This is a genomic window from Paenibacillus sp. BC26 (assembly GCF_900116125.1).
Taxonomy (GTDB): Bacteria; Bacillota; Bacilli; order Paenibacillales; family Paenibacillaceae; genus Paenibacillus_Z; species Paenibacillus_Z lignilyticus.
The window spans coordinates 499,099-518,820 of sequence record NZ_FPAD01000005.1; the positions used below are offsets into that span (position 1 = coordinate 499,099).

General features: G+C 49.7%; 22 protein-coding genes. All 22 read left to right on the forward strand.

All coding sequences use genetic code 11. The features are described from left to right. Positions 1–12: 12 nt before the first annotated feature. The 22 genes from BM412_RS28155 to BM412_RS28270 all read left to right on the forward strand — a co-directional run bounded on the left by BM412_RS28155 (position 13) and on the right by BM412_RS28270 (position 19,533). Complete coding sequence (locus tag BM412_RS28155; RefSeq protein WP_091225007.1) at positions 13–1,173, forward strand: sensor histidine kinase; 1,161 nt, start codon at positions 13–15, stop codon at positions 1,171–1,173. A 7-nt stretch (positions 1,174–1,180) separates the two neighbouring features. Continuing rightward, positions 1,181–1,909, forward strand: coding sequence for a response regulator (locus BM412_RS28160; RefSeq protein ID WP_091225008.1), 729 nt, complete (start codon positions 1,181–1,183; stop codon positions 1,907–1,909). Between the two features lie 132 nt (positions 1,910–2,041). Next, complete coding sequence (locus tag BM412_RS28165) at positions 2,042–2,662, forward strand: RNA polymerase sigma factor (RefSeq protein WP_177246132.1); 621 nt, start codon at positions 2,042–2,044, stop codon at positions 2,660–2,662. Further along, entirely contained in the window at positions 2,659–3,141 is a 483-nt protein-coding gene (locus tag BM412_RS28170; protein WP_091225010.1) for an anti-sigma factor family protein, read from the forward strand. Before BM412_RS28165 ends, BM412_RS28170 begins: the two co-directional genes overlap by 4 nt. 26 nt (positions 3,142–3,167) lie before the next feature. Continuing rightward, complete coding sequence (locus BM412_RS28175; protein ID WP_091225011.1) at positions 3,168–4,328, forward strand: hypothetical protein; 1,161 nt, start codon at positions 3,168–3,170, stop codon at positions 4,326–4,328. Beyond that, positions 4,325–5,035: a LiaI-LiaF-like domain-containing protein gene (locus tag BM412_RS28180; RefSeq protein ID WP_091225012.1), complete on the forward strand. Its 711-nt coding sequence runs from the start codon at positions 4,325–4,327 to the stop codon at positions 5,033–5,035. Before BM412_RS28175 ends, BM412_RS28180 begins: the two co-directional genes overlap by 4 nt. A gap of 201 nt (positions 5,036–5,236) precedes the next feature. Next, entirely contained in the window at positions 5,237–6,019 is a 783-nt protein-coding gene (locus BM412_RS28185; protein WP_091225013.1) for a hypothetical protein, read from the forward strand. 473 nt (positions 6,020–6,492) lie between these two features. Then, complete coding sequence (locus BM412_RS28195; RefSeq protein WP_256256625.1) at positions 6,493–8,469, forward strand: helicase-related protein; 1,977 nt, start codon at positions 6,493–6,495, stop codon at positions 8,467–8,469. A 427-nt stretch (positions 8,470–8,896) separates the two neighbouring features. Further along, positions 8,897–9,370, forward strand: a complete 474-nt coding sequence (locus BM412_RS28205; protein WP_091225017.1) for a ComF family protein — start codon at positions 8,897–8,899, stop codon at positions 9,368–9,370. 104 nt (positions 9,371–9,474) lie between these two features. After that, complete coding sequence (locus BM412_RS28210; protein WP_091225018.1) at positions 9,475–9,891, forward strand: TIGR03826 family flagellar region protein; 417 nt, start codon at positions 9,475–9,477, stop codon at positions 9,889–9,891. A gap of 107 nt (positions 9,892–9,998) precedes the next feature. After that, the gene (gene flgM / locus BM412_RS28215) at positions 9,999–10,265 is read left to right on the forward strand and encodes a flagellar biosynthesis anti-sigma factor FlgM (RefSeq protein ID WP_091225019.1); all 267 of its coding nucleotides are present in this window, start codon (positions 9,999–10,001) and stop codon (positions 10,263–10,265) included. Between the two features lie 21 nt (positions 10,266–10,286). After that, positions 10,287–10,787, forward strand: a complete 501-nt coding sequence (locus tag BM412_RS28220) for a flagellar protein FlgN (protein ID WP_177246133.1) — start codon at positions 10,287–10,289, stop codon at positions 10,785–10,787. A gap of 15 nt (positions 10,788–10,802) precedes the next feature. Continuing rightward, positions 10,803–12,383: a flagellar hook-associated protein FlgK gene (gene flgK, locus BM412_RS28225; RefSeq protein WP_091225021.1), complete on the forward strand. Its 1,581-nt coding sequence runs from the start codon at positions 10,803–10,805 to the stop codon at positions 12,381–12,383. Between the two features lie 24 nt (positions 12,384–12,407). Continuing rightward, positions 12,408–13,328, forward strand: a complete 921-nt coding sequence (gene flgL, locus BM412_RS28230; protein ID WP_177246134.1) for a flagellar hook-associated protein FlgL — start codon at positions 12,408–12,410, stop codon at positions 13,326–13,328. A gap of 18 nt (positions 13,329–13,346) precedes the next feature. After that, on the forward strand, positions 13,347–13,919 hold the full coding sequence (locus tag BM412_RS28235) for a DUF6470 family protein (protein ID WP_091225023.1): 573 nt from the start codon (positions 13,347–13,349) through the stop codon (positions 13,917–13,919). A gap of 58 nt (positions 13,920–13,977) precedes the next feature. Next, positions 13,978–14,409: a flagellar assembly protein FliW gene (gene fliW, locus BM412_RS28240; RefSeq protein ID WP_091225024.1), complete on the forward strand. Its 432-nt coding sequence runs from the start codon at positions 13,978–13,980 to the stop codon at positions 14,407–14,409. Continuing rightward, complete coding sequence (gene csrA, locus BM412_RS28245; protein WP_091225025.1) at positions 14,403–14,654, forward strand: carbon storage regulator CsrA; 252 nt, start codon at positions 14,403–14,405, stop codon at positions 14,652–14,654. The genes fliW and csrA overlap by 7 nt, the downstream gene beginning before the upstream one ends. Positions 14,655–14,881: 227 nt before the next feature. Beyond that, positions 14,882–16,600: a flagellin N-terminal helical domain-containing protein gene (locus BM412_RS28250; protein WP_091225026.1), complete on the forward strand. Its 1,719-nt coding sequence runs from the start codon at positions 14,882–14,884 to the stop codon at positions 16,598–16,600. 186 nt (positions 16,601–16,786) lie between these two features. Continuing rightward, complete coding sequence (locus BM412_RS28255; RefSeq protein WP_091225027.1) at positions 16,787–17,179, forward strand: flagellar protein FlaG; 393 nt, start codon at positions 16,787–16,789, stop codon at positions 17,177–17,179. Positions 17,180–17,206: 27 nt separating this feature from the next. Then, complete coding sequence (gene fliD, locus BM412_RS28260) at positions 17,207–18,781, forward strand: flagellar filament capping protein FliD (RefSeq protein ID WP_091225028.1); 1,575 nt, start codon at positions 17,207–17,209, stop codon at positions 18,779–18,781. An 18-nt stretch (positions 18,782–18,799) separates the two neighbouring features. Further along, the gene (gene fliS, locus BM412_RS28265) at positions 18,800–19,186 is read left to right on the forward strand and encodes a flagellar export chaperone FliS (protein WP_091225029.1); all 387 of its coding nucleotides are present in this window, start codon (positions 18,800–18,802) and stop codon (positions 19,184–19,186) included. A gap of 5 nt (positions 19,187–19,191) precedes the next feature. Continuing rightward, a complete protein-coding gene (locus BM412_RS28270) occupies positions 19,192–19,533 on the forward strand; it encodes a flagellar protein FliT (RefSeq protein WP_091225030.1) in 342 nt (113 codons plus the stop codon). Positions 19,534–19,722: the final 189 nt, after the last annotated feature.

Here is a 19,722-nt window from a genome sequence, read left to right on the forward strand (position 1 = left end):
GGCCGAGACATCTTGGATTATCGCATAAACGACATCGATCGCGTGATCAAGAACGCGGTCTCAGTGATGGAGGACAGCAAATATCAAATTTTTGAAATTTGCGAGTCGGCGCGCAAGGAAATGTTCTCTCTCGGTCAGGAATTGAACCAAGTACTCGCTGAAGCTGCGGCTATTATCGATAAGGTAGATAAGCTAGAGCTGGATTACCGCAGAGCGCGTATCCGTTTGACGGAGGTAAGCCGCGACTTTGTCCGCTATAAAGAAGAGGATATCAAGACGGCTTACGAGAAAGCGACGCAGCTGCAGCTGGAGCTCATGGTGTTCCGTGAGAAAGAGACGTATTTGAAAGCTCGCAGGGATGACCTGCAGAAGCGCGTGCGCAATGTTGAGAAATCAATCGAACGCGCAGAGTCGATCGCTTCGCAGATCAATGTTGTGCTGGAATATCTCTCGGGTGATTTGAACCAAGTGACTCGCATTCTGGAGTCGGCGAAGAACAGGCAGCAAATCGGACTCAAAATTATATTGGCCCAAGAAGAAGAGCGCAAACGGATCGCCAGAGAGATTCATGACGGACCGGCTCAGTCTTTGGCGAATATAGTGCTTAGGACGGAAATTGCGGAAAGAATGCTTGTGAAGCAGGAATTTCAAATCGTTCAGGAAGAATTAATAGATTTGAAGAGTCAGGTGCGATCCGGAATCGAGGAAATTCGCAAAATCATTTTCAATTTAAGACCTATGGCCTTGGATGATTTAGGACTTGTACCTACGCTGCGTAAATATATTCAGGATTATGAAGAGAAAAGCAAAATTCGGACGATGTTCGAAACGATCGGTAAAGAGGTCCGGCTGCCATCCGCAATGGAGGCCGGCATTTACCGGATGGTTCAAGAAGCGTTCAGCAATGCCTTCAAGCACGCCAATCCTACCTTTGTCATCTTAGAGATAACCTACCAAGCTCAAATGGTTAAAATTGTCGTCAAAGATAACGGTGTCGGCTTCCATGTGGATCAAATCGAATCCCGTGCTAAGAACAGCGTCCATTTCGGACTGATCGGGATGCGTGAACGCGTGGAGCTGCTAGAGGGAAGGATGGAGATCGAATCCACGATCGACCACGGCACGAAAGTAACCATTCATATACCTATTAACGGTGAACAGAGAAAGGAGTAGAATGACGATGGATGCAAGGAATGTAAGCGTTAAACGGAAGATAAAAGTGCTGATCGCCGATGATCATCAATTATTCCGTGAGGGTCTTAAGCGGATCCTCAATATGGAAGATGATTTGGAAGTAATCGGGGAATGCAATGACGGCATTCAAGTATTGGAATTCTGCAACCAGAACAAGCCGGAAGTCGTCCTAATGGATATTAATATGCCGATCGAGAACGGGGTCGTTGCGACAGAGCGTCTGCGTGACATTTTCCCGGAGGTCAAAGTCATTATTCTATCGATTCATGATGACGAGAGCTACGTGTTCGAAACGCTGCGTAAAGGTGCAAGCGGTTATCTGCTGAAGGATATGGAAGCGGAGGCGCTTGCGAACGCGATTCGTTCCGTCGTAAACGGATATGCCTACATACACCCGAAGGTAACGGGCAAGCTGATTAACCAGCTTCGCCGCATGACCTACCTCGATGAAATCGGCGCAACCTCGGGAGCAGCCGCAACTCGCGAAGCCGGCGTGAAGTTCATCCCAAGCGAGAACAACCCGTTGACGCGTCGCGAGGCCGAGGTGCTTCGCTTGATGGCTGAAGGGAAGAGCAACAAGATGATTGGCGAGTTCCTCTTTATCAGTGAGAAAACGGTCAAAAATCATGTCAGCAGCATCCTGCAGAAGATGGAAGTGGATGATCGGACGCAAGCGGTTATCAACTCGATTAAATTCGGTTGGGTAACGCTGTAACGTATACATAAGAACCGGAGAAGCTTCTGCTTGATGCAGGAGCTTTTTTTTTGTTGAGAAGGTGCAGGGGTAGGCAGGGTTGAAATCGTCTAACTAAGAGAGAGGGGAGGGAGAGAGATTCGAGACGAGGCGTTGATTGTTCAAATTCAGAATGGGGATCGCGAGGCATACGCAGAGTTGGTTGCCCGCTATCGGGATGAATTGTATCGGCTGATCTGGAGTGTAGTGCGTGATCGGCGCGATGCGGAGGATACGCTGCAGGAGACCTTCGTGCGGATCTACCTCGCCCTCCCGGATTATCGGGGTGACGGCTTCAAAGCCTGGGCATCGCGAACAGCCGTTAATCTCGCGATAGATTGCCGCAGACGCAACACCCGCAAAGAGGCGCTGCTGCAGCGCGCCGGTCATGAGGCTTTGTCGCAAGGGGAAGCGAGGCAAGCGATTGGGGTTAGGCCGAAGGGGAATCTTTCATCTGCTCAACATGGGGCAAGCTCGTGTGCAGAGGCTGCGGCGGGGCATGCGCCGCCTGCGGAACTTGAAGCGCTGAAGCGTGATCGCAAAAGGCGTGTTCGCGCGTTGGTAAGCACGCTCCCCGAGGGATATCGGCGCGTAGTGCGGTCTTACTTCTTGGAAGACAGACCGTACAAAGAGATCGCCGAACACGAGCAGCTGCAAGTGAAAAGCGTGGAGTCTAAGCTGTATAGGGCTAGACAATGGATGCGCAAGCATTGGAAGGAGGAGGATTTGGAATGAAGCATCAGGATGAGGTTTACTGGCGGAGGTATGCCGAGGATACGCTCCCTGCAGAGGAACGTTTGGAAGCCGAGGAACATCTGTCCGTCTGCGGCAGCTGCCTTGAACTGTATATGGAGCTGCTCATCAGCGTAGATGAGGTCGAGTCACTGGACAGCATGTCAGCGGAGGCGGTTACGGAACGAATTATGTCCGCAATCGCAGCGGTGGATGTAGACCAAACACCTCCTCCTCCGAAGGTGGATACGGTGCGCAGGAATCCGGTCAAGCGAAGCAGCCGCAAACAAACGATGATTCATTATTTGATCGCGGTATGCGTCATGCTGGTTCTCATGTCTACCGGCGTGTTTCAGCGCATAGCCGAGCAGCCGCAGCAGTGGGAAGAGCATCAAATCAGTAAGAAGGAATCGGTTTCCGTCTCCATCATGGAGCGGACCGCGGCGGTTATCGAGGCAATGGTCGAGAAGCCGAATAAATAATACGAAGAAGAAGGCGAGATGATGGTATGGTTAAAAGTCCAGTGGCGACGCTGTTTTTGGGCTTTGTGCCGGGAATAGGGCATATGAAGGCAGGACGTTTCGGACGGGGACTGATCTATTTGTTATTGGTCATTTTCTGTTTCCTGTTCGCGGCCATTGCAGGGGCAGGCGCCAACGAAGAAGGCTTTATGGTCATGTTTTTGTTTTTTGCATTCTTAATCTGGGCGATCAGCGTGCTGGACTTGATCATCTATTTGATTCGAAACAGCGCCGCAAGGGCGGTTCATATTCCGGCGCCGGTATCTGGACAATCGACATACGGTCCACATCAAAGGCTGGAGACGTCGACAAGCGAAATGGCGTACACCGCCATTGGCGCTCCGTACCAGGAGTCTACCGGTCAGTCGAGCGAGCGGTTTTATACGATTCTGTTGTCGTTTATTCCGGGGCTGGGTCATCTGCAGCTAGGGCTGATGCAGCGCGGACTTAATCTAATGATCGGGTTTTTCGGCTTGCTGGCTATGATTATTTTCGTGGCGGTGCTTGCCGATCAGCCGGGCTTTCTGACATTCCTGCTGGTGCTTCCGATCATTTGGCTGTTCGGGATGTTCGATGCCATTCGTCATGTAGGTCTGAAGCAGTCCGGCGAGACGCTGCAGGATCGTTCCATTCTCGATGATTGGGAGGATCACCGTCAAGGCGGCAAGCGCAGCCGGTGGTTGTCGACGGTATTGTCGATTTTGCCGGGAGCGGGACATATGTATCTCGGTTTGCAAAAAAGAGGGCTGCAGCTTATGGCCGGCTTCCTGCTCTCGATCTATCTGCTCGACGTGCTTCAGTTGTCCTTATTCCTCTTCATGGTGCCGCTGTTATGGTGCTTCTCTTTCTTCGATGCGCTGCAGCAGCAGTCGCGCTTGAATAACGGAGAGGGCCAATTGGAGGATGTACCGATCGTCGATTGGCTCATTCACAGGCAGAAATGGCTTGGCATCGCTCTGGTAGCGCTAGGACTTTACTATACGGCGGATCGGCTGCTGCTTGATTATGTGCAGCGCGTATGGGGAGATTGGCAGCTAACGTCGGACATTCGCTATTATTTCAAAACCGTCATAACGGCACTGCTGCTTATCGGAGCGGGCGTTAAACTTCTATCCGGCAGCAAGCAGAAGGCGGTGAAACCGGAATGAGACAATGGCGTGTTGGTACGTGGTCAATGGGGACGGCACTTATCGCAATGGGCGTGCTGCTCGTAGCGGTTCAATTCGGCGGAATCAGCTGGCTGGATCAAGGGATGATTTGGTGGCCGATGCTGTTTGTGCTGGTTGGTCTCGAGATCATCATCTACTTATGGCGCAGTAAGACCGAGCAACCGGTGCTCCGTTATGATTTGTTCAGCATTATTGTGGTAGCGGTTCTAGGCGGAAGCTGTCTGCTGTTCACGACGGTTAATGCTACGGGATTGATGGATGAGATACGCGGCTCGATCGGTGCAAAAGAAGTTCGTGTCAAAGCGGAGCAAGTGTCGGAAAAGATCGGGACCGCCGTGAAGCGGATCGTCGTGCAGGATGAACATTACTGGAACGGCTCGTTGATGATTGATGCTGATACCAGCGGTTCTGGTCAGGTGCAGGCTTTTGGCGCCTGCCGTTACGAAGTGGGAAGCGGGGACAAGGCTCCTGCCTCTGTTGAATTGGTGGAGACTCACCTGGTCGGCGATGCTCTGTATGTAACGCTAAAGCAGCCGGAGGCGCGGAGATCCTTCATGGCTTCGACGCCATCCTGTCAGCTGACGGTGGTGCTGCCGAGCAATAAGAAGGTAGAGCTTGAGAATGGACTGCAGCGGTTTATGGGCGGGGATCGGAAGCTGCCTGTGGGTTGGGGAATGAAGGAGTAGGGCGCATGAGAGTGGGAGCTTAGGTGCGAAAGCGTGAAAGTGCGTAAGGGAGTAAAAGCGGAAGAGCCTAAGTTAGTAAAAGTGAGATAGGGATGGGGCAGGCGCAGGGACGCATGCCCCTTTTTTGCGACTTGTCCGTGAATGTCCGTCACCCATGGGCGGTTTACGGCATATGATGTCACAAAAAAGGAGGTGGCTGCCTTGATTCCAGTCTTGTTATGGATCTTCGGTTGTTACGCCTTGGCTGCGGCTGCCGTACATGCCGTATCCGCACTTACCTGGAGACGGGAACGTCATATTAAGCATTACGTTCTGATCGCCGGTAATGAACAACTGCAGATGGAATGGTATATGCGCTCGCTTCGGCGTTTTTCTCATTTTACTGGCACAGAAGTGAAAGTGACTGTCGTGGACCGCGGCTCAGAGGATGAAACGATGAGTATTGCTCGGTGTTTCGCCAAGCGCGGCATGAATGTCCATTTTCACTCCTCTGCCTCGCCAGATGAGCAAGGCCGCTTGCCGGAGACGCTGAGCCGCCCCGCATCGGTTAAAGCCCCTGAAGTGTCGAGCGTGAAAGATGGGAAACATGCTGGTGCAAAGGGCGAGAGAAATTCTAGTGCAAAGAATGAGAAGCGCCAAGTCGAACAGAATGAGAAACACTTAAGTGCGAAGGATGAGAAGCAGCTGGGTGGGCATGGCGATAAACACTCAAGTTCGAAGGATGAGAAGCAGCTCGGTGGGCATAGTGATAAACAATCAAATTCGAAGGATGTAGGAGATAGCCTTGCGAAATGGCATCGCTTTCGCACGAAGCTGCGGATATCAGGACGTCGGCATCCGGATGGCCGCATTAAGAAGCACAGCAAGCCTGAGCCGACAAACTTGCTTTGGATGCTTCAAGCCGAAGGCGTGGTCTCCGTGAAGGACCATGCGGTGTTGATTGACCTAAGAGATCCTGCGGATCTTTCTAAGCTTCCGTTCTGAATGCTGTGATGCAGATGATAATAAAAGCGGCTGTGCCGGGCAAAAGTGAATTGCGAAGATAGCAGAGTGCCATGTATAATCTATTCAACTGAATATAAACGAGTGAAGCACACCCGTATGATCTGCCTATGAGGCGGATTGGGGTGTGCTTTTTTGTTGTGCTGAAGGTTTGTAAGGAAGGCGTATTGGAGTGGTGAGTTATTGATTTCAAGGGAAAGGGAGGCAAGACAAATTTGAAAGTTCATTTGTATGTGGTTGGGAACGGGGAAAGAACAATGGCGATGTGGTCAATCGCCCGGGAGGTGGATATGGCGTACTGGCTGGTGGATGGGTATCGGGAAGAGGCGGAGCGGGTGGTGGGTGGATGGGTTGGAGAGAGTGGAGGGACTGGAGGGACTGGATGGGCTGGAGAGACTGGAGAGACTGGAGGGACTGGAAAGACTGGAAAGACCGGTAAGACTGGAAAGTGGAAAATGGAAAGAGCGAGTGGGGAAGGTGATGTGGAGGACAGAAGCAAAAGCAATGGTGGATATAAGGTGGTTGTTTGGTCTGAACAATTGCCGCTTGGTTTGGCGGCAAGGGTAGTGGAACGCTGGCCTGGCGGAGCGGGGCAGAGGGAGATGCGCGAGGTGCTGACGCGCCTTGTTCATGAAGCATGGGCATATGATGTCCGACTGGGCCTGCCGGCCAGTGGACGCGAGGATGCACATGCTTATGCGGTTAGCGCCTCCGAGCCGTGCGGGGAGGCACAGGGGCTTGCGGCGCAGGCTTGTCGCGCCGCTGCGCTAGTGCAGGGACGAGCGCTGCTCAGCAGCGAAGCGCTCGCCCTGCTCGGGGCCGCGGGTGCGGCCGGGCTGGCCGGCGCAGTGGCGGTGCCTTGGAGCGCGGCAGCTCCCGCGCTCCAGTTGGCCGCGCTGCTCGGCCAGCTGCGCCTGGGCGGCGCAGTCGCCCCGCAGCCGCAGCCACGGCTGCTGCGGTGGCGGGAGGCGCTTGGCGCCAGGCCGCGCCCGCGGCTCCGCTGCCGGCGATGCGGCAGCGGCACGGCGCGCATGCGCCGAACCGCATGCGCCGCGTGCGGCCGCGCATGCGCGTACTGCGAGGCATGCCTCACGATGGGCCGCAGCCGCGAATGCGGCCTGCTCATCCACGGCATGCCGAGCAGCTCGGCAGCGAGCACGCTCGCGACTGGCGCCTCACCCGCGTCTAGCGCCACCGCGGCATCCGCCGTGTTCACCGCCTCACCCGCGCTAAGCGCACCCGTGGCCTCACTCGCGCCTAGCGCCACCGCGGCATCCGCCGTGTTCACCGCCTCACCCGCGCCAAGCGCACCCGTGGCCTCCCCTATGCCTATCGTCTCCGCCTCCCCCGCCACCGTCGCCCCATCCTGGGGCCTCAGCCCCGCACAAAAGGCGGCCGCCGAAGCTGCCCTGAACTTCATGGCGGCGAGCCATCCCCGCCAATCCGCGCCGCGCAGATTCCTGCTGTGGGCAGTCACCGGAGCGGGCAAAACGGAAATGATCTTCCCGCTCATCGAGGCTTGCCTGCACCGCCGAGGCCGCGCACTCATAGCGACACCGCGAAGAGACGTCGTGCTGGAGCTGGATCCGCGTATCCGCAAAGCGTTTCCGGCAGCGACGGTAGTAACGCTATACGGAGGCAGTGAGCAGTGCTGGGAGCAAGGTGAAATTACGCTGGCTACAACGCATCAATTATTTCGTTTTCACCAAGGGTTCGATCTCGTTGTAATTGATGAAATCGATGCCTTTCCTTTTCACAATGACGCTATGCTGCACTTCGCCGCGGACAATGTTTGCAAGCCGGATGGCGTAAACATCCTGCTATCCGCTACGCCTCCGGCAGAGCTCAGAAGGGCAGCGAAGCTGGGCAGACTGGAGCATGTGCGCGTACCGGTTCGGTTCCACCGACATCCGCTTCCGGTGCCGATTCAATGCCAAATTCCGGCCGTGCGCAACATCCTGGGCAAGCGCACCCTGCCACGTCATCTTCTAAAGACGCTCGGGCAGTCCATCAACCGAGGTGCTCAGCTCTTTGTATTTGCCCAGCAAATTCGGGATGTTGAACCGCTGGTTGAGCGGCTCCGACTCGCTTTTCCCACAATTGTAGTGGAGGGTACTTCCTCCAAGGATCCGGCTCGCGCTGACAAAGTAACCCGATTCCGCGATCGCAGCATCCGCTTGCTCGTAACAACGACGATTCTCGAACGGGGAGTAACGGTTCCCAAGAGCGATGTTTTTATCCTCGATGCGGATGGCAAACTCTTCGACGATGCGTCTCTCATTCAGATGGCGGGCAGAGCCGGACGTTCCAAGGATGACCCGGCCGGACGGGTTTATTTCTACGGCTCGTCACGTACGCGCGCACAGCAATCCGCCATTCGCCAAATCAAAAGCATGAATCGAATCGCCCGCCGAAGCGGATATCTTTTATAACTGGACATACCGTACCTGTACCTGCGACGTTCATCCCAGAAAGGCGTGACATACCATACTCACAACTCCTCTTTCAACGATCTGGCGTAAATTTCATCACCTATTCCAAAATACATCCCAGAGCACCACGACAATGCTCTCACCTAAATCCCCAGCCTGCGTCATTTGCGGGATGCTAGGCGATCGGTCGCCGAGACATGCCGAATTCCCGGAGCTGTGCAGGCATTGTTTTGTTCAGATTCCTTGGATTACACGCATTTATTGTGCAGTTTGCGGCAGGCCGGAAGGGTGCCCGGATTGCACCCGACGCCAAGAAGCAGCATTCATTTGCAATCGTTCAGCGGTACATTACGATCCTGTCATTCGGCAGTGGCTAGCTCTCTACAAATACCGCGGTCATGAAGGGCTGGCTCCCATATTAGGGAAAATGTTGATTCCTGCCTATCGCGGCATGATCGCACAACAGTCTGCCGGCAGCCAAACCGCATTCCGTTTCGATGCCGTTATCCCGGTCCCGGTAAGCGACGAACGGCTGCAGGAGCGGGGCTTTAATCAAGCTGAACGACTTGCTTCCTACCTTGCAGAACATGAACATCTAACGGTATATGATATTTTGCAGCGTACCAGGCACAGCGATAAGCAAAGCTTCAAAACTAGACTTGCGAGACTGCGAGATACCAAACAGCTTTTTGCCGCGGACCTAGATGCTACTGCGGAGATGCTTGATACACTAAATCTCAACGCTCTACACCAACCTCTAATCAAGCTGCTGGTAATAGATGACATTTACACCACCGGCAGTACGGCGAACTCCTGCGCATTGGCGTTAACAGAAGGGATAGAGCAGCTCGCACCTCAAATAAATGCTCAAATATTCATTCTCACACTGGCTCGTTCCTAGCAGATTCGCCTCTATGTTTTGCCTATCAAATATTTAATGAATTTTGTCTGCTTTTGAGTTAATATGGAGTCACAAGTGGCTAGACTCGAAGGGAGCAGTGAAAGATGGATCTTGGAAATTGTCCTCGCTGCGGGAAACTGTATGCTAAGAACTTCCGCGATGTTTGTCCGAATTGCATCAAGCAGATAGATAATGAATATACGGTTTGCTCAGATTATCTGCGTAAGAATAAAGGCACGACCATCAACGAACTTTCAGACGCGACGAGTGTATCTATAAAACAAATCACGAAGTTTATTCGCGAGGGTAGAATTTCGCTGGTGGGTGCTCCGAATTTGATGTATCCGTGCGAGATGTGCGGCATACTCATTCGAGAGAATAACAAATGCGACAGCTGTAGAGCCAAGCTGCTGAAGGAAGTCAGCAAAGCCAAACATGAAATTGCCAGCAGATCCGAAGAAGAGGTCGTGAAAGCGCCAACCTCCGCAGCCTCAGCTTATCGCAACTTAGAGCGTGGCTGAGACTGGTAATTTAGCCGAGTTTTTATAATCTCTAAATATTTATACCCATTTGCCGATAATACTCTTATACAGAGTTATCGGCTTTTTTAATTGTTGGAGGGATTATGATGAAGATAAATCAATCGCACCGGATCAATGCAGTCAATCCGTACCAGAAGCAAAGCGAGCAGCAGGCAAATGCGCTTGATCGTAAACGGAAAACGGATAAAGTGCAAATATCCGCCGAAGCACAGGAGATGCTCTCTTCCAGTCGTGTCCATGACACGGACCGCGCTAAGCTGATTGATGATCTTAAACAATCCGTAAGCACCGGAAGCTATCATGTGGAATCGGGCAAAATCGCAGAGAAGCTGCTTCCTTTTCTTAAAAACTAACAACAAGACAGGTGAATCCTTGTGATCGTGGAGACAATTATCGCAACGCTTGAGCAGCAGGCAGGCGTATACCGAGAGCTGCTGGCCTTGGCCAATGAGAAGACGCCGTATCTTGTCCACAATCAAGTGGAGAAGCTAAACGCTATTCTTCAGAAAGAACGGAAGCTGCTGAAGACGGCTGAGGAGTTGGAGCAGCAGCGGATGAGGTTTTCCGGACAATACTTCTCGGGTATTGGAATGCTTCGTTACAAAGGCGGTAAAATCAGCGAGATGATACGGACGGTCACAGCATCTCAAGATAAGAAGAAACTCACTGAACTTCATGAAGAACTTACCGCGCTGCTTGATGAACTGCAGAAGGTCAGCCAGCTGAACCAGCAGCTCATCGAACAGTCGCTTAAGTTCATTGATTATTCCATAGATTTGCTGGTCGAGGATCCGAACGGCGATGTTACGTACCAGCATCCGCTTAGTCCCGGATACGGCAATCCCCGCAACGGCTTATTTGATACAAGAGGATAGGGAGGCAACCCTGTAATGAGTTCTACATTCCATGGCATTGAAACAGCTAAGCGGAGTTTGTTCACGCAGACAGCTGCATTAAATACAACCGGTCATAATATCTCGAATGCCAATACGGCGGGGTACTCCAGACAAGTAGTGAATATGCAAGCTTCCAGACCAATGGAATACCCGGGCATTAGCAGATCCAACGTACCCGGACAATTGGGAACAGGCGTAGAGTTCTCATCCATTACTCGCGTTCGTCAGTCCTTCCTGGATGATCAATTCCGGAACGAGAACAAGTCTCTGGGAAACTGGGAGATCCAAGCGGACACGCTCAACAAGCTGCAAAGTATTGTAAACGAGCCTTCGGATTCCGGTATTCGTACCGTGCTCGACAACTTCTGGAAGTCGTGGTCAGATCTGAGTAAAGATCCGGAGAATGTGACAGGTCGGAAGATTGTGCGCGAGAGTGCGATCGCATTAACCGATGCCTTCAATCAAACGAGCAAACAGTTAAGAGATTTAAGCACTGATTTGTCCAATAATATTCAGGTTAAAGTCAATGAAATCAACTCCATCGTGACAACGATATCTAATTTGAATACAGAAATTTCACGGGTTGAAGGATTAGGCAATGACGCTAACGATCTAAGAGACCAGCGGGATCTCCTAACCGACAACTTGTCCAAAATCGTAAATATTAACGTGGTGAATACAGGTGCAGGCTACGATATCTCGATCGGAGGCATGAACCTGACAACAGGCGGAACCGCTACACCGACCACTGTGGATGCGCTCACGGCAGCTTTTGGCACAGGTGATGGATCCGGCGACTTGAATAGCGGCGAAGTATTTGGGATGTTCGTGGCGAAAAATAAGTATGTGGCGGATTATCAGAATCAACTGAACGTGCTGGCGAACAGTATTGCAAACGGTGAGATTACCATTACCATTCCGGCGGGCTCGATGCTTCCTGACGGAACGACATTGAAGACGCCGGATGGAAACAGTTTGACATTCGCGGGCACGAATCGCTTGTTGACACAGGATACTACGGTAATCGTTAATGGACTTAACGGTCTTCATAAATTAGGGTACACCTTTGACACCCCTGCCAAGACAGGTGATGATTTCTTTACCTCTGCATCAGGCGACATTACGGCTGATAGTATCCGCTTGAATCCTACAATTGCTGCTGATGCCAGCTTAATCGCAACATCGCTGCGGACTACCGGAACCGGAGGTAGTGAGATTGCAGTTAAAGGTAACAACACGCTTGCCGTACTCTTATCGAATATCAAAGATTCTAAGTTTTCATTTACGACAACAGACGGCGGCGTAACAACCGGAAGCATCGATGATTATTTTAGAGCCATTGTCGGGCAGCTTGGGGTTCAAGGACAAGAGGCGCAGCGGCAGCTTAACAATCAGCAAGTGCTTGCTGAGCAAGTAGACTCCAGCCGGCAAGCGGTCAGCGGTGTTTCGATCGATGAAGAAATGTCTAATATGATTAAGTTTCAGCATGCCTATGGCGCGGCAGCTCGGTTCATGACAGCCTATGATGAGATTTTAGAGAAGCTCATTAACGGTACGGGTACGGTAGGACGGTAATATCTAAGATAGGTGGGGATGAAGTTGTCTTTAAGAATTACGCAAAGCATGATGCATTCGCAGCTGCTTAGAAACGTGAATAATAACTTAAACCGTATGGACAAGCATCAGAATATGCTTTCCACAGGTCGTAAGATAAATGCTCCATCCGATGATCCGGTCGGTATTACCTATGCCCTGCGATATCGCAGCGAGCTTTCGGCCAATGAACAGTATCAGAAGAATATTGACACGGCCAAGTCTTTCGTCGATCATACGGATACGGTCCTATCCCAACTGACCGATATTATGCAGCGCGCCAATGAACTGACTGTTCAAGGTGCCAATGGTGCGAATCCTCAATCTGCATTGGACGCAATTGCGGAAGAGATGGGCCAGCTCTACCAACAAGCGGTTTCTCTTGGCAATGACAGGCTGAACGGCAAAGCGATTTTCAACGGACAATTTACGGACAAGGATCCTTACACAGTAGCTGGTGCTCAAACAGAGCAAGCGGATACACAAGCCATTATGTATCAATTCGCGGCCGGTGTTACGATACCGATTAATGTGACGGGCGATGCGGTGTTTGGTGCAGCTAATCCGCAACCGCCGGCGGATCCTACTACGCCGGATAATCTTTTCACGGTACTAGGCGGTCTCCAAACGGCATTCTCTGCCGGGGATCAGAAGCAAGTGCAGAACTTATTAGGACAATTAGGCAGCCGAATGGACAAAATTTTGAACGTCCGTGCAGAGGTTGGCGCAAGATCGAACCGGATTGATTTGATGGATGCTCGTATTAAGGATCTCGACGTGAACCTGACAGAGCTAGATTCCAAAATCGAAGATGCGGATATGGCTGAGATTATTACGAAGCTGCAGGAAGATCAGAACGTGTATCAAGCTTCCTTGTCCATCGGAGCGAAAATCATCCAGCCTAGTTTATTGGATTATATAAGATAATCCGATCGGGGGATTGCAATGGAATTTCAATTTCCGCGCTTATCGATTCATCAAACCTATGCTCAGATCGGTATTCAAACGAACAATGCCAGCTTAGAAATGCAATCTCCGCCCGGAGACTTGTCTATCGAACAGCCACCGGCTATAGTAGACATTCAATCACCGCGAGGTGAGCTGGAAGTGGATTCTACCGCGGCCTTTACGGCCTTGGGTGCAGGACCTCATTTGGATTGGATGAACTCGATCTACAGCCAGTACAAGAACGTCGCACTCCAAGCCATTGCGAAGATCGTAGAAGATGGTAATCGGATGGCGCAAATCTCGAATCCGAACAATGCTTTCGCTGAGCTTGCGCGCGAGGCATTTCATCATCAGAATCGGATTGTTTACACCGGAGAGGCTTCCATCGATAATGTAAGAGTACGTTATACAGCCCATGCGCCAATTATCAACATAGAAGCTCAGAAGCCGATTATTGAGTACACACCGCGTAAACCGGAGACTCAGTACCATCCGGGTTCGGTAGAAGTGTACTTAAGGCAAAGAAACTCGGTTGAATTCAGCGTGGGTGAATACGACAAATATATATAATAAATTGAAATGCTATAGCGCAAGCTATAGCATTATCTGTTAGAGGAAGGTGTTATTCATGCTCGATTTCTTACAAGGCAGAACGTTTCAATTAAACGGAAGCATTCTAGGCTTCGAGGAATGCAACGAATTCTCGATTAAAGCAGTGGAAGAGAACTCGCATTTTGCATACTTGCAAAGCCTGGAGCATGATTATATTTCATTTTTAGTGATCTCACCATTTACTGCCGATCAGGATTACTCGTTTGAGATCGAAGAGAAGGACAAAAAGCTCCTTGAAATCGAAGCTCCTGAAGATGTCTGTGTGCTAACGATCGTGACGACTACAGATCCATTCACGGATTCGACCATTAATTTACTCGCGCCAATTCTATTGAATATGAAGAACGGACAAGGCAAGCAAAGCGTTCTCCCCCCATCTAGCAGATACAGCACCAAGGAACCTCTCTTCAAAGTCGTTCAATTGGAAAGCGGTGAACAATCATGCTAATATTGAGCCGAAAAAAAGGACAGTCGATCCTCTTAAATAATGATATTGAAATCGTCATATCATCGATCGATGGGGACCAGGTTAAAGTGGGGATTAAAGCGCCAAGCGACGTGAACATCCTTCGTAAAGAAGTGTATGATGCCGTGCAAGAGAGCAATAAACAAGCGCTGCAGAAGCAGCTGAACTTAGCGGATCTGAAGAGTTTTCAACTTCCAAACCATGGTGACAAAAAACCCAATGCCTAGATGGCATTGGGTTTTTTGTTGGAATAACCGAGGATCGCCGAATAAATTCCGTAAATTTTTGTCGTTTTTTTGGTTTTTTGAGGATTCTGCTATAAAGAATCACAAAGTGACCGTCGATATATTCATTAGTCGCTGTTTCGCAGCATGGCGGCCGACCTGATTGCGGAACAGACATAAGGTCTCCACAAGGATGTGGAGAACAACCCAACTTCAAGGAGGAAGAAAAAATGAGAATTAATCACAACATCACAGCTCTAAACACACACCGTCAACTGGGTGCAAACAGCCAAGCAACAGCTAAAAACATCGAGAAATTGTCTTCCGGTCTTCGCATCAACCGTGCAGGTGACGATGCAGCTGGTCTAGCAATCTCCGAAAAAATGCGTGGTCAAATCCGTGGTTTGGACATGGCTGCTAAGAACTCCCAAGATGGTATCTCCCTTATCCAAACAGCTGAAGGCGCTTTGAACGAAACTCACAGCATCCTTCAACGTATGCGCGAACTTGCTAACCAATCCGCTAACGGCACCAACACTGATGCTGACCGCGGCGCGCTTCAAGATGAGATGAACCAACTGACTTCCGAGATCAACCGCGTAGGTAACACTACTGAGTTCAATACTCAAAAGTTGCTTCAAGGTGATGGCAAAACAAACCTTAATTCTACTGGTGTAGTAACTGCTGGTGCATTTTCTGGCGGAACTAACAAAGTCACTACTGAAGCTACACAAACAGTTACTTTTACAGCGGCAGCTGCTGCCGGTAATAGCGCTGCATTTGTATTGAATGGACAAACCCTGACAGCAACATGGGCTGCGTCTGGTACTGGTGGAAATACTGACAACACAGCATATAATGTTACCTCCAATGCTGCAACAATCAATATTGACGGTACTCAGACTACTACTGAAAATGCAACTGGAATAGCTGAAGCACTTCAAAAAATGATTGATAAAAATGATGCATTAAAAGGCAATTATAAAGTAACTACTACTGGTGCTACAGTAACAGTTACTGCAGTTAAAGGTGGAGCTTTTGAAGGTGCTGCAGGGGTTATCGGTGCAACTACACTGACTGGTGTAACTGGTACAGGTAATACTGCTAATACAGGTGTTACTACAAATGCAGTCCAAGCAACGAAAACGTTGGATTTCTCTACTATTGACACAGTAGCTAAAGCTAAAGCATTAGTAGGTACTGGCTTGACTATCAATGGTCAACAAATTGAATTCTACAATGCAAACGATGGCGCCTACACAGGTTCTGCAAAAGGTATTGACATCAGTGATGCAATTGAAGCGGCTGCAGGAGCAAACGATACTGCGTTGGCCAAAGCAATTGCTGAACAAGCGAAAATCGATGGCGTAACCTTGACACAAGGTACTGGTGGTGCTGACAATACTGTAATTGTTAAAGCAGTAGTTGCAGGTACTGACGGTAACTCCCTTGAGGTTGCTGATGGCGGAATCCAAAAAGAATTCAAAACTTCTTTCCAAATCGGTGCTAACACTGGCCAATCCATGAGCCTTGAAGTTAATGATATGCGTTCCAAAGCACTGGGTATCACAGCTAAAGCTGGCGATGCTGGTTTCACAAAAACAAACAGCGTTACTAACGGTACGGATGATGTGAAAAATGAAGCTGCTCTTAACATCTCCACTAAAGACGATGCTGCTAAAGCAATCGCAGTTCTTGATAAAGCAACTGCTTCTGTTTCCAGCGAGCGTTCCAAGCTTGGTGCGGTTCAAAACCGTCTTGAGCACACAATCAACAACTTGGGAACAGCTTCCGAGAACCTGACTGCAGCTGAATCCCGTATCCGCGATGTTGATATGGCGAAAGAAATGATGGAGCAAACTAAGAACAACATCCTTGCACAAGCTGCACAAGCTATGCTTGCTCAAGCTAACCAACAACCACAAGGCGTTCTTCAATTGCTTCGTTAATCTTAACGAACAACCAAGAGATCCTAGATTTTCTAGGATCTCTTTTGTTTTGTATCTGTTCGCCAAAAAAGGCTTCTCTCTTGAGAAGCTCTTTTTGCTAAACAGATACATTTTTTCACTAGGCTATACAGGTTTGCTCTTCAGACACCGATATAAGAAGTAATATACCATCGGGGGGAAAGCGTTATGAATACGAATTTGCCAATCAGCAATTCTGTGCCCATAAGCAGTCCTATAACTAATACTGCCAGTGATCGGCAAGTCGTGTCAGATCAGCAGCCGAGTGCTGCGCCTACACTTCAAAATGCAAGGGAATTAAAGCAAGCGGAGAACACCGGTGTAAAGGTGCCGCTTGGCGAAGAAATGTTGATTAAAGCAATTGAGAAAGCGAACAAAGCGGTTATGGGTGTGGCGACTTCTTGTGAATTTTCTATCCACGAGAAAACAAAGCAGATCATGGTGAAAGTCGTCGAGAAGGATACGGGTAGACTCATTCGTGAAGTACCGCCAGAGAAAATATTAAATATGGTAGCGGCAATGTGCGAGAACGCCGGAATTTGGATCGATGAGCGGAGATAGCAGCGTCAGAAGGAGGACTGTAACGAAATGGTAATGAGGCTTAATGGAATGGCATCAGGCATGGATATCGACACCATCGTCAAGCAACTCATGACGGCTGGGAAGGTGCCGGCTGATAAACTGAAGCAGCAGAAGCAAACCGTGGAATGGCAACGCGACGCCTACAAGGATTTAAACAAGAAGTTGCTTGATTTCCGCAATAATAAAGTTTTCAATTTTAAAGCCGATCGTACACTTGGTGCTAAGTTGACAACGATCAGCGGTGATAATCAAGTGTTTACGGCTACCGCTAGAGCAGATGCGCCTATTGGTACAACATCGATTAAAGTCATGTCGCTTGCAACTTCAGCTAAGATGACAGGTACAGATATCCGTAAAGCTCCAGCTGTACCAACGGACCCTGCGTTCGATGCATCCAAAACGCTTGAAGATCAGAAAGCATTACTGGGTACGACTCCTGCTGTAGGAACCGGAACGGACTATTCCTTCAAAATAAATGGGACTCAGATCGATGTAGATACGAGTGTGGACTCGCTCAATGATGTGCTCTCTCGTATTAACAAGACGACGAGTGTAAATGCTTTTTACGATTCGTTCACAGGTCAAATTGGTTTTACGACTAAGGCGACTGGGACTAATGCGGATATTAAAATCACGGATGATACAGGCGGTTTTGCTGCTAATATTCTTAAATTGCCAGCAACGGTTGCAGTTGGCGATAAAGCTCAGAACGCTAAGTTGGAGATTAACGGAATCGCCACTGAACGCGAGAGCAACTCGTTCACCGTCAACAACATGGATATCGTCCTTAAGCAGAAGAGTGTATTTACAGGCGTAGCAGGGCAAGAAGCTGATCCTACCAAATATGTGGCTACTTCCATAGGTGTATCTACAGATACGACCAAGATAGTAGATTCCATTAAAACGTTCATCGCCGACTACAATGATGTACTGAAGACCTTGCAGGACAAAGTCGGTGAGAAGAAGAATCGCGACTTCCAGCCGCTGACTGAAGAGCAGAGAGCCGATATGAAAGAAGACGATATTAAGCTCTGGGAAACGAAAGCCAAGACAGGGCTGCTGCATAATGACAGCATATTCACTTCGACGATTGCTTCTTTGCGGACGGTCACGTCAACGGTTGTAAACACCGGAAATGCTAACTACACTACCCTGAGTTCCATTGGCATTGGATCAACCAATTATCTGGATAACGGTAAGTTGTCTATATTAGATGAAGAGAAGCTCAAGACAGCCATTGAGACGGATCCGGACGCGGTACTGGCGCTATTCTCTGCTACCGGCAATGGTGATGCGGACGAGTCGGATGTCGGGATTGTTCAGAAGATGTATGGTAACCTGAAAGGAACGCTTGAGAATCTCTCTAGCAAAGCAGGTACATCTTTATTCTCTGATGAGGTCCTGAAGTCAGATAGCATTATGGGCAAGCAGCTATCCAAGCTAAATGAACAAATTGCAGCATGGAACCGCCGTTTAGTGACAATGGAGGACAATTATTACAAGAAATTTACCGCGATGGAGACAGCGATCAGTAAGTTGAATTCCCAGTCGTCGAGTCTGATGAGCTCTATTGGGGGCTAATAATAGGAGGAACCGTTGATGCTGCAAGCACAGAAGAATAGATATCTCGACAACTCCGTCCAAACTGCTTCACCTGCACAATTGCTGATTATGCTTTATGATGGCGCCATTCGATTCTCGAAGGCTGCCATTCTGGCAATTAATGAAGGTAAGAATGAGGACGCCCATCGTAATCTTGTGAAGGTTCAAGATATCGTTGCGGAGTTCGAAATTACGTTGGATCGTAATTCAGAGTTGGCCGACGGCCTACTGAAGCTTTACGATTATTTCAAAACCCGTCTAAGAGAAGCAAACCTGAAGAAAGACGTAGTTCCTGTCGAAGAAGTGCTCGGCTATTTAACCGAACTTCGCGAAACCTGGATAGCCGCAGCCAAACCGGTGGCGAGCGTTCAGAGGAGCTCATAATTGGAATGGAAGCCATAAAACAATTAGAGCAGTTGACGTTGCAGCTTGTAGCCGACATCCATGGAGCGACTGTTGAACAGATCGAAGACTTCCTGGAGCTGAGAGGGAGCATCATAGAAGCGATTCAAGCTCAGTTTGCGCTCCGTCCGGCTGACAGCACCAATCAGGAGCAGGTGAATCGGATTCTTAGTTTCGACTCGCGCATTCTGGGACGTATGGAAGAGCTTAAGCACGAAGCGACCCAGGGTATGGACAAATTCAACCGTGCCCGCGTTCAGCGGGACGCCTACGGTGGCGGAGGGGCATACGGTACAGACAACAGTATGTTCTTCGACGAGAGGAACTAGGATTACAATAAAATATCGTTGAATATTAATGAAATGCACCCGCGTGGGTGCTTTTTTTGTGGATGGCGAAAAAATTAAACCAATAAAATCAATAATGTATTCGCTTACAAAAACTTATTGACAATATTGTGAAGTGGGTGTTATATTCGATTTGTGGGCCACGCCTAGTGATCTCGCAGCTATTTGAAG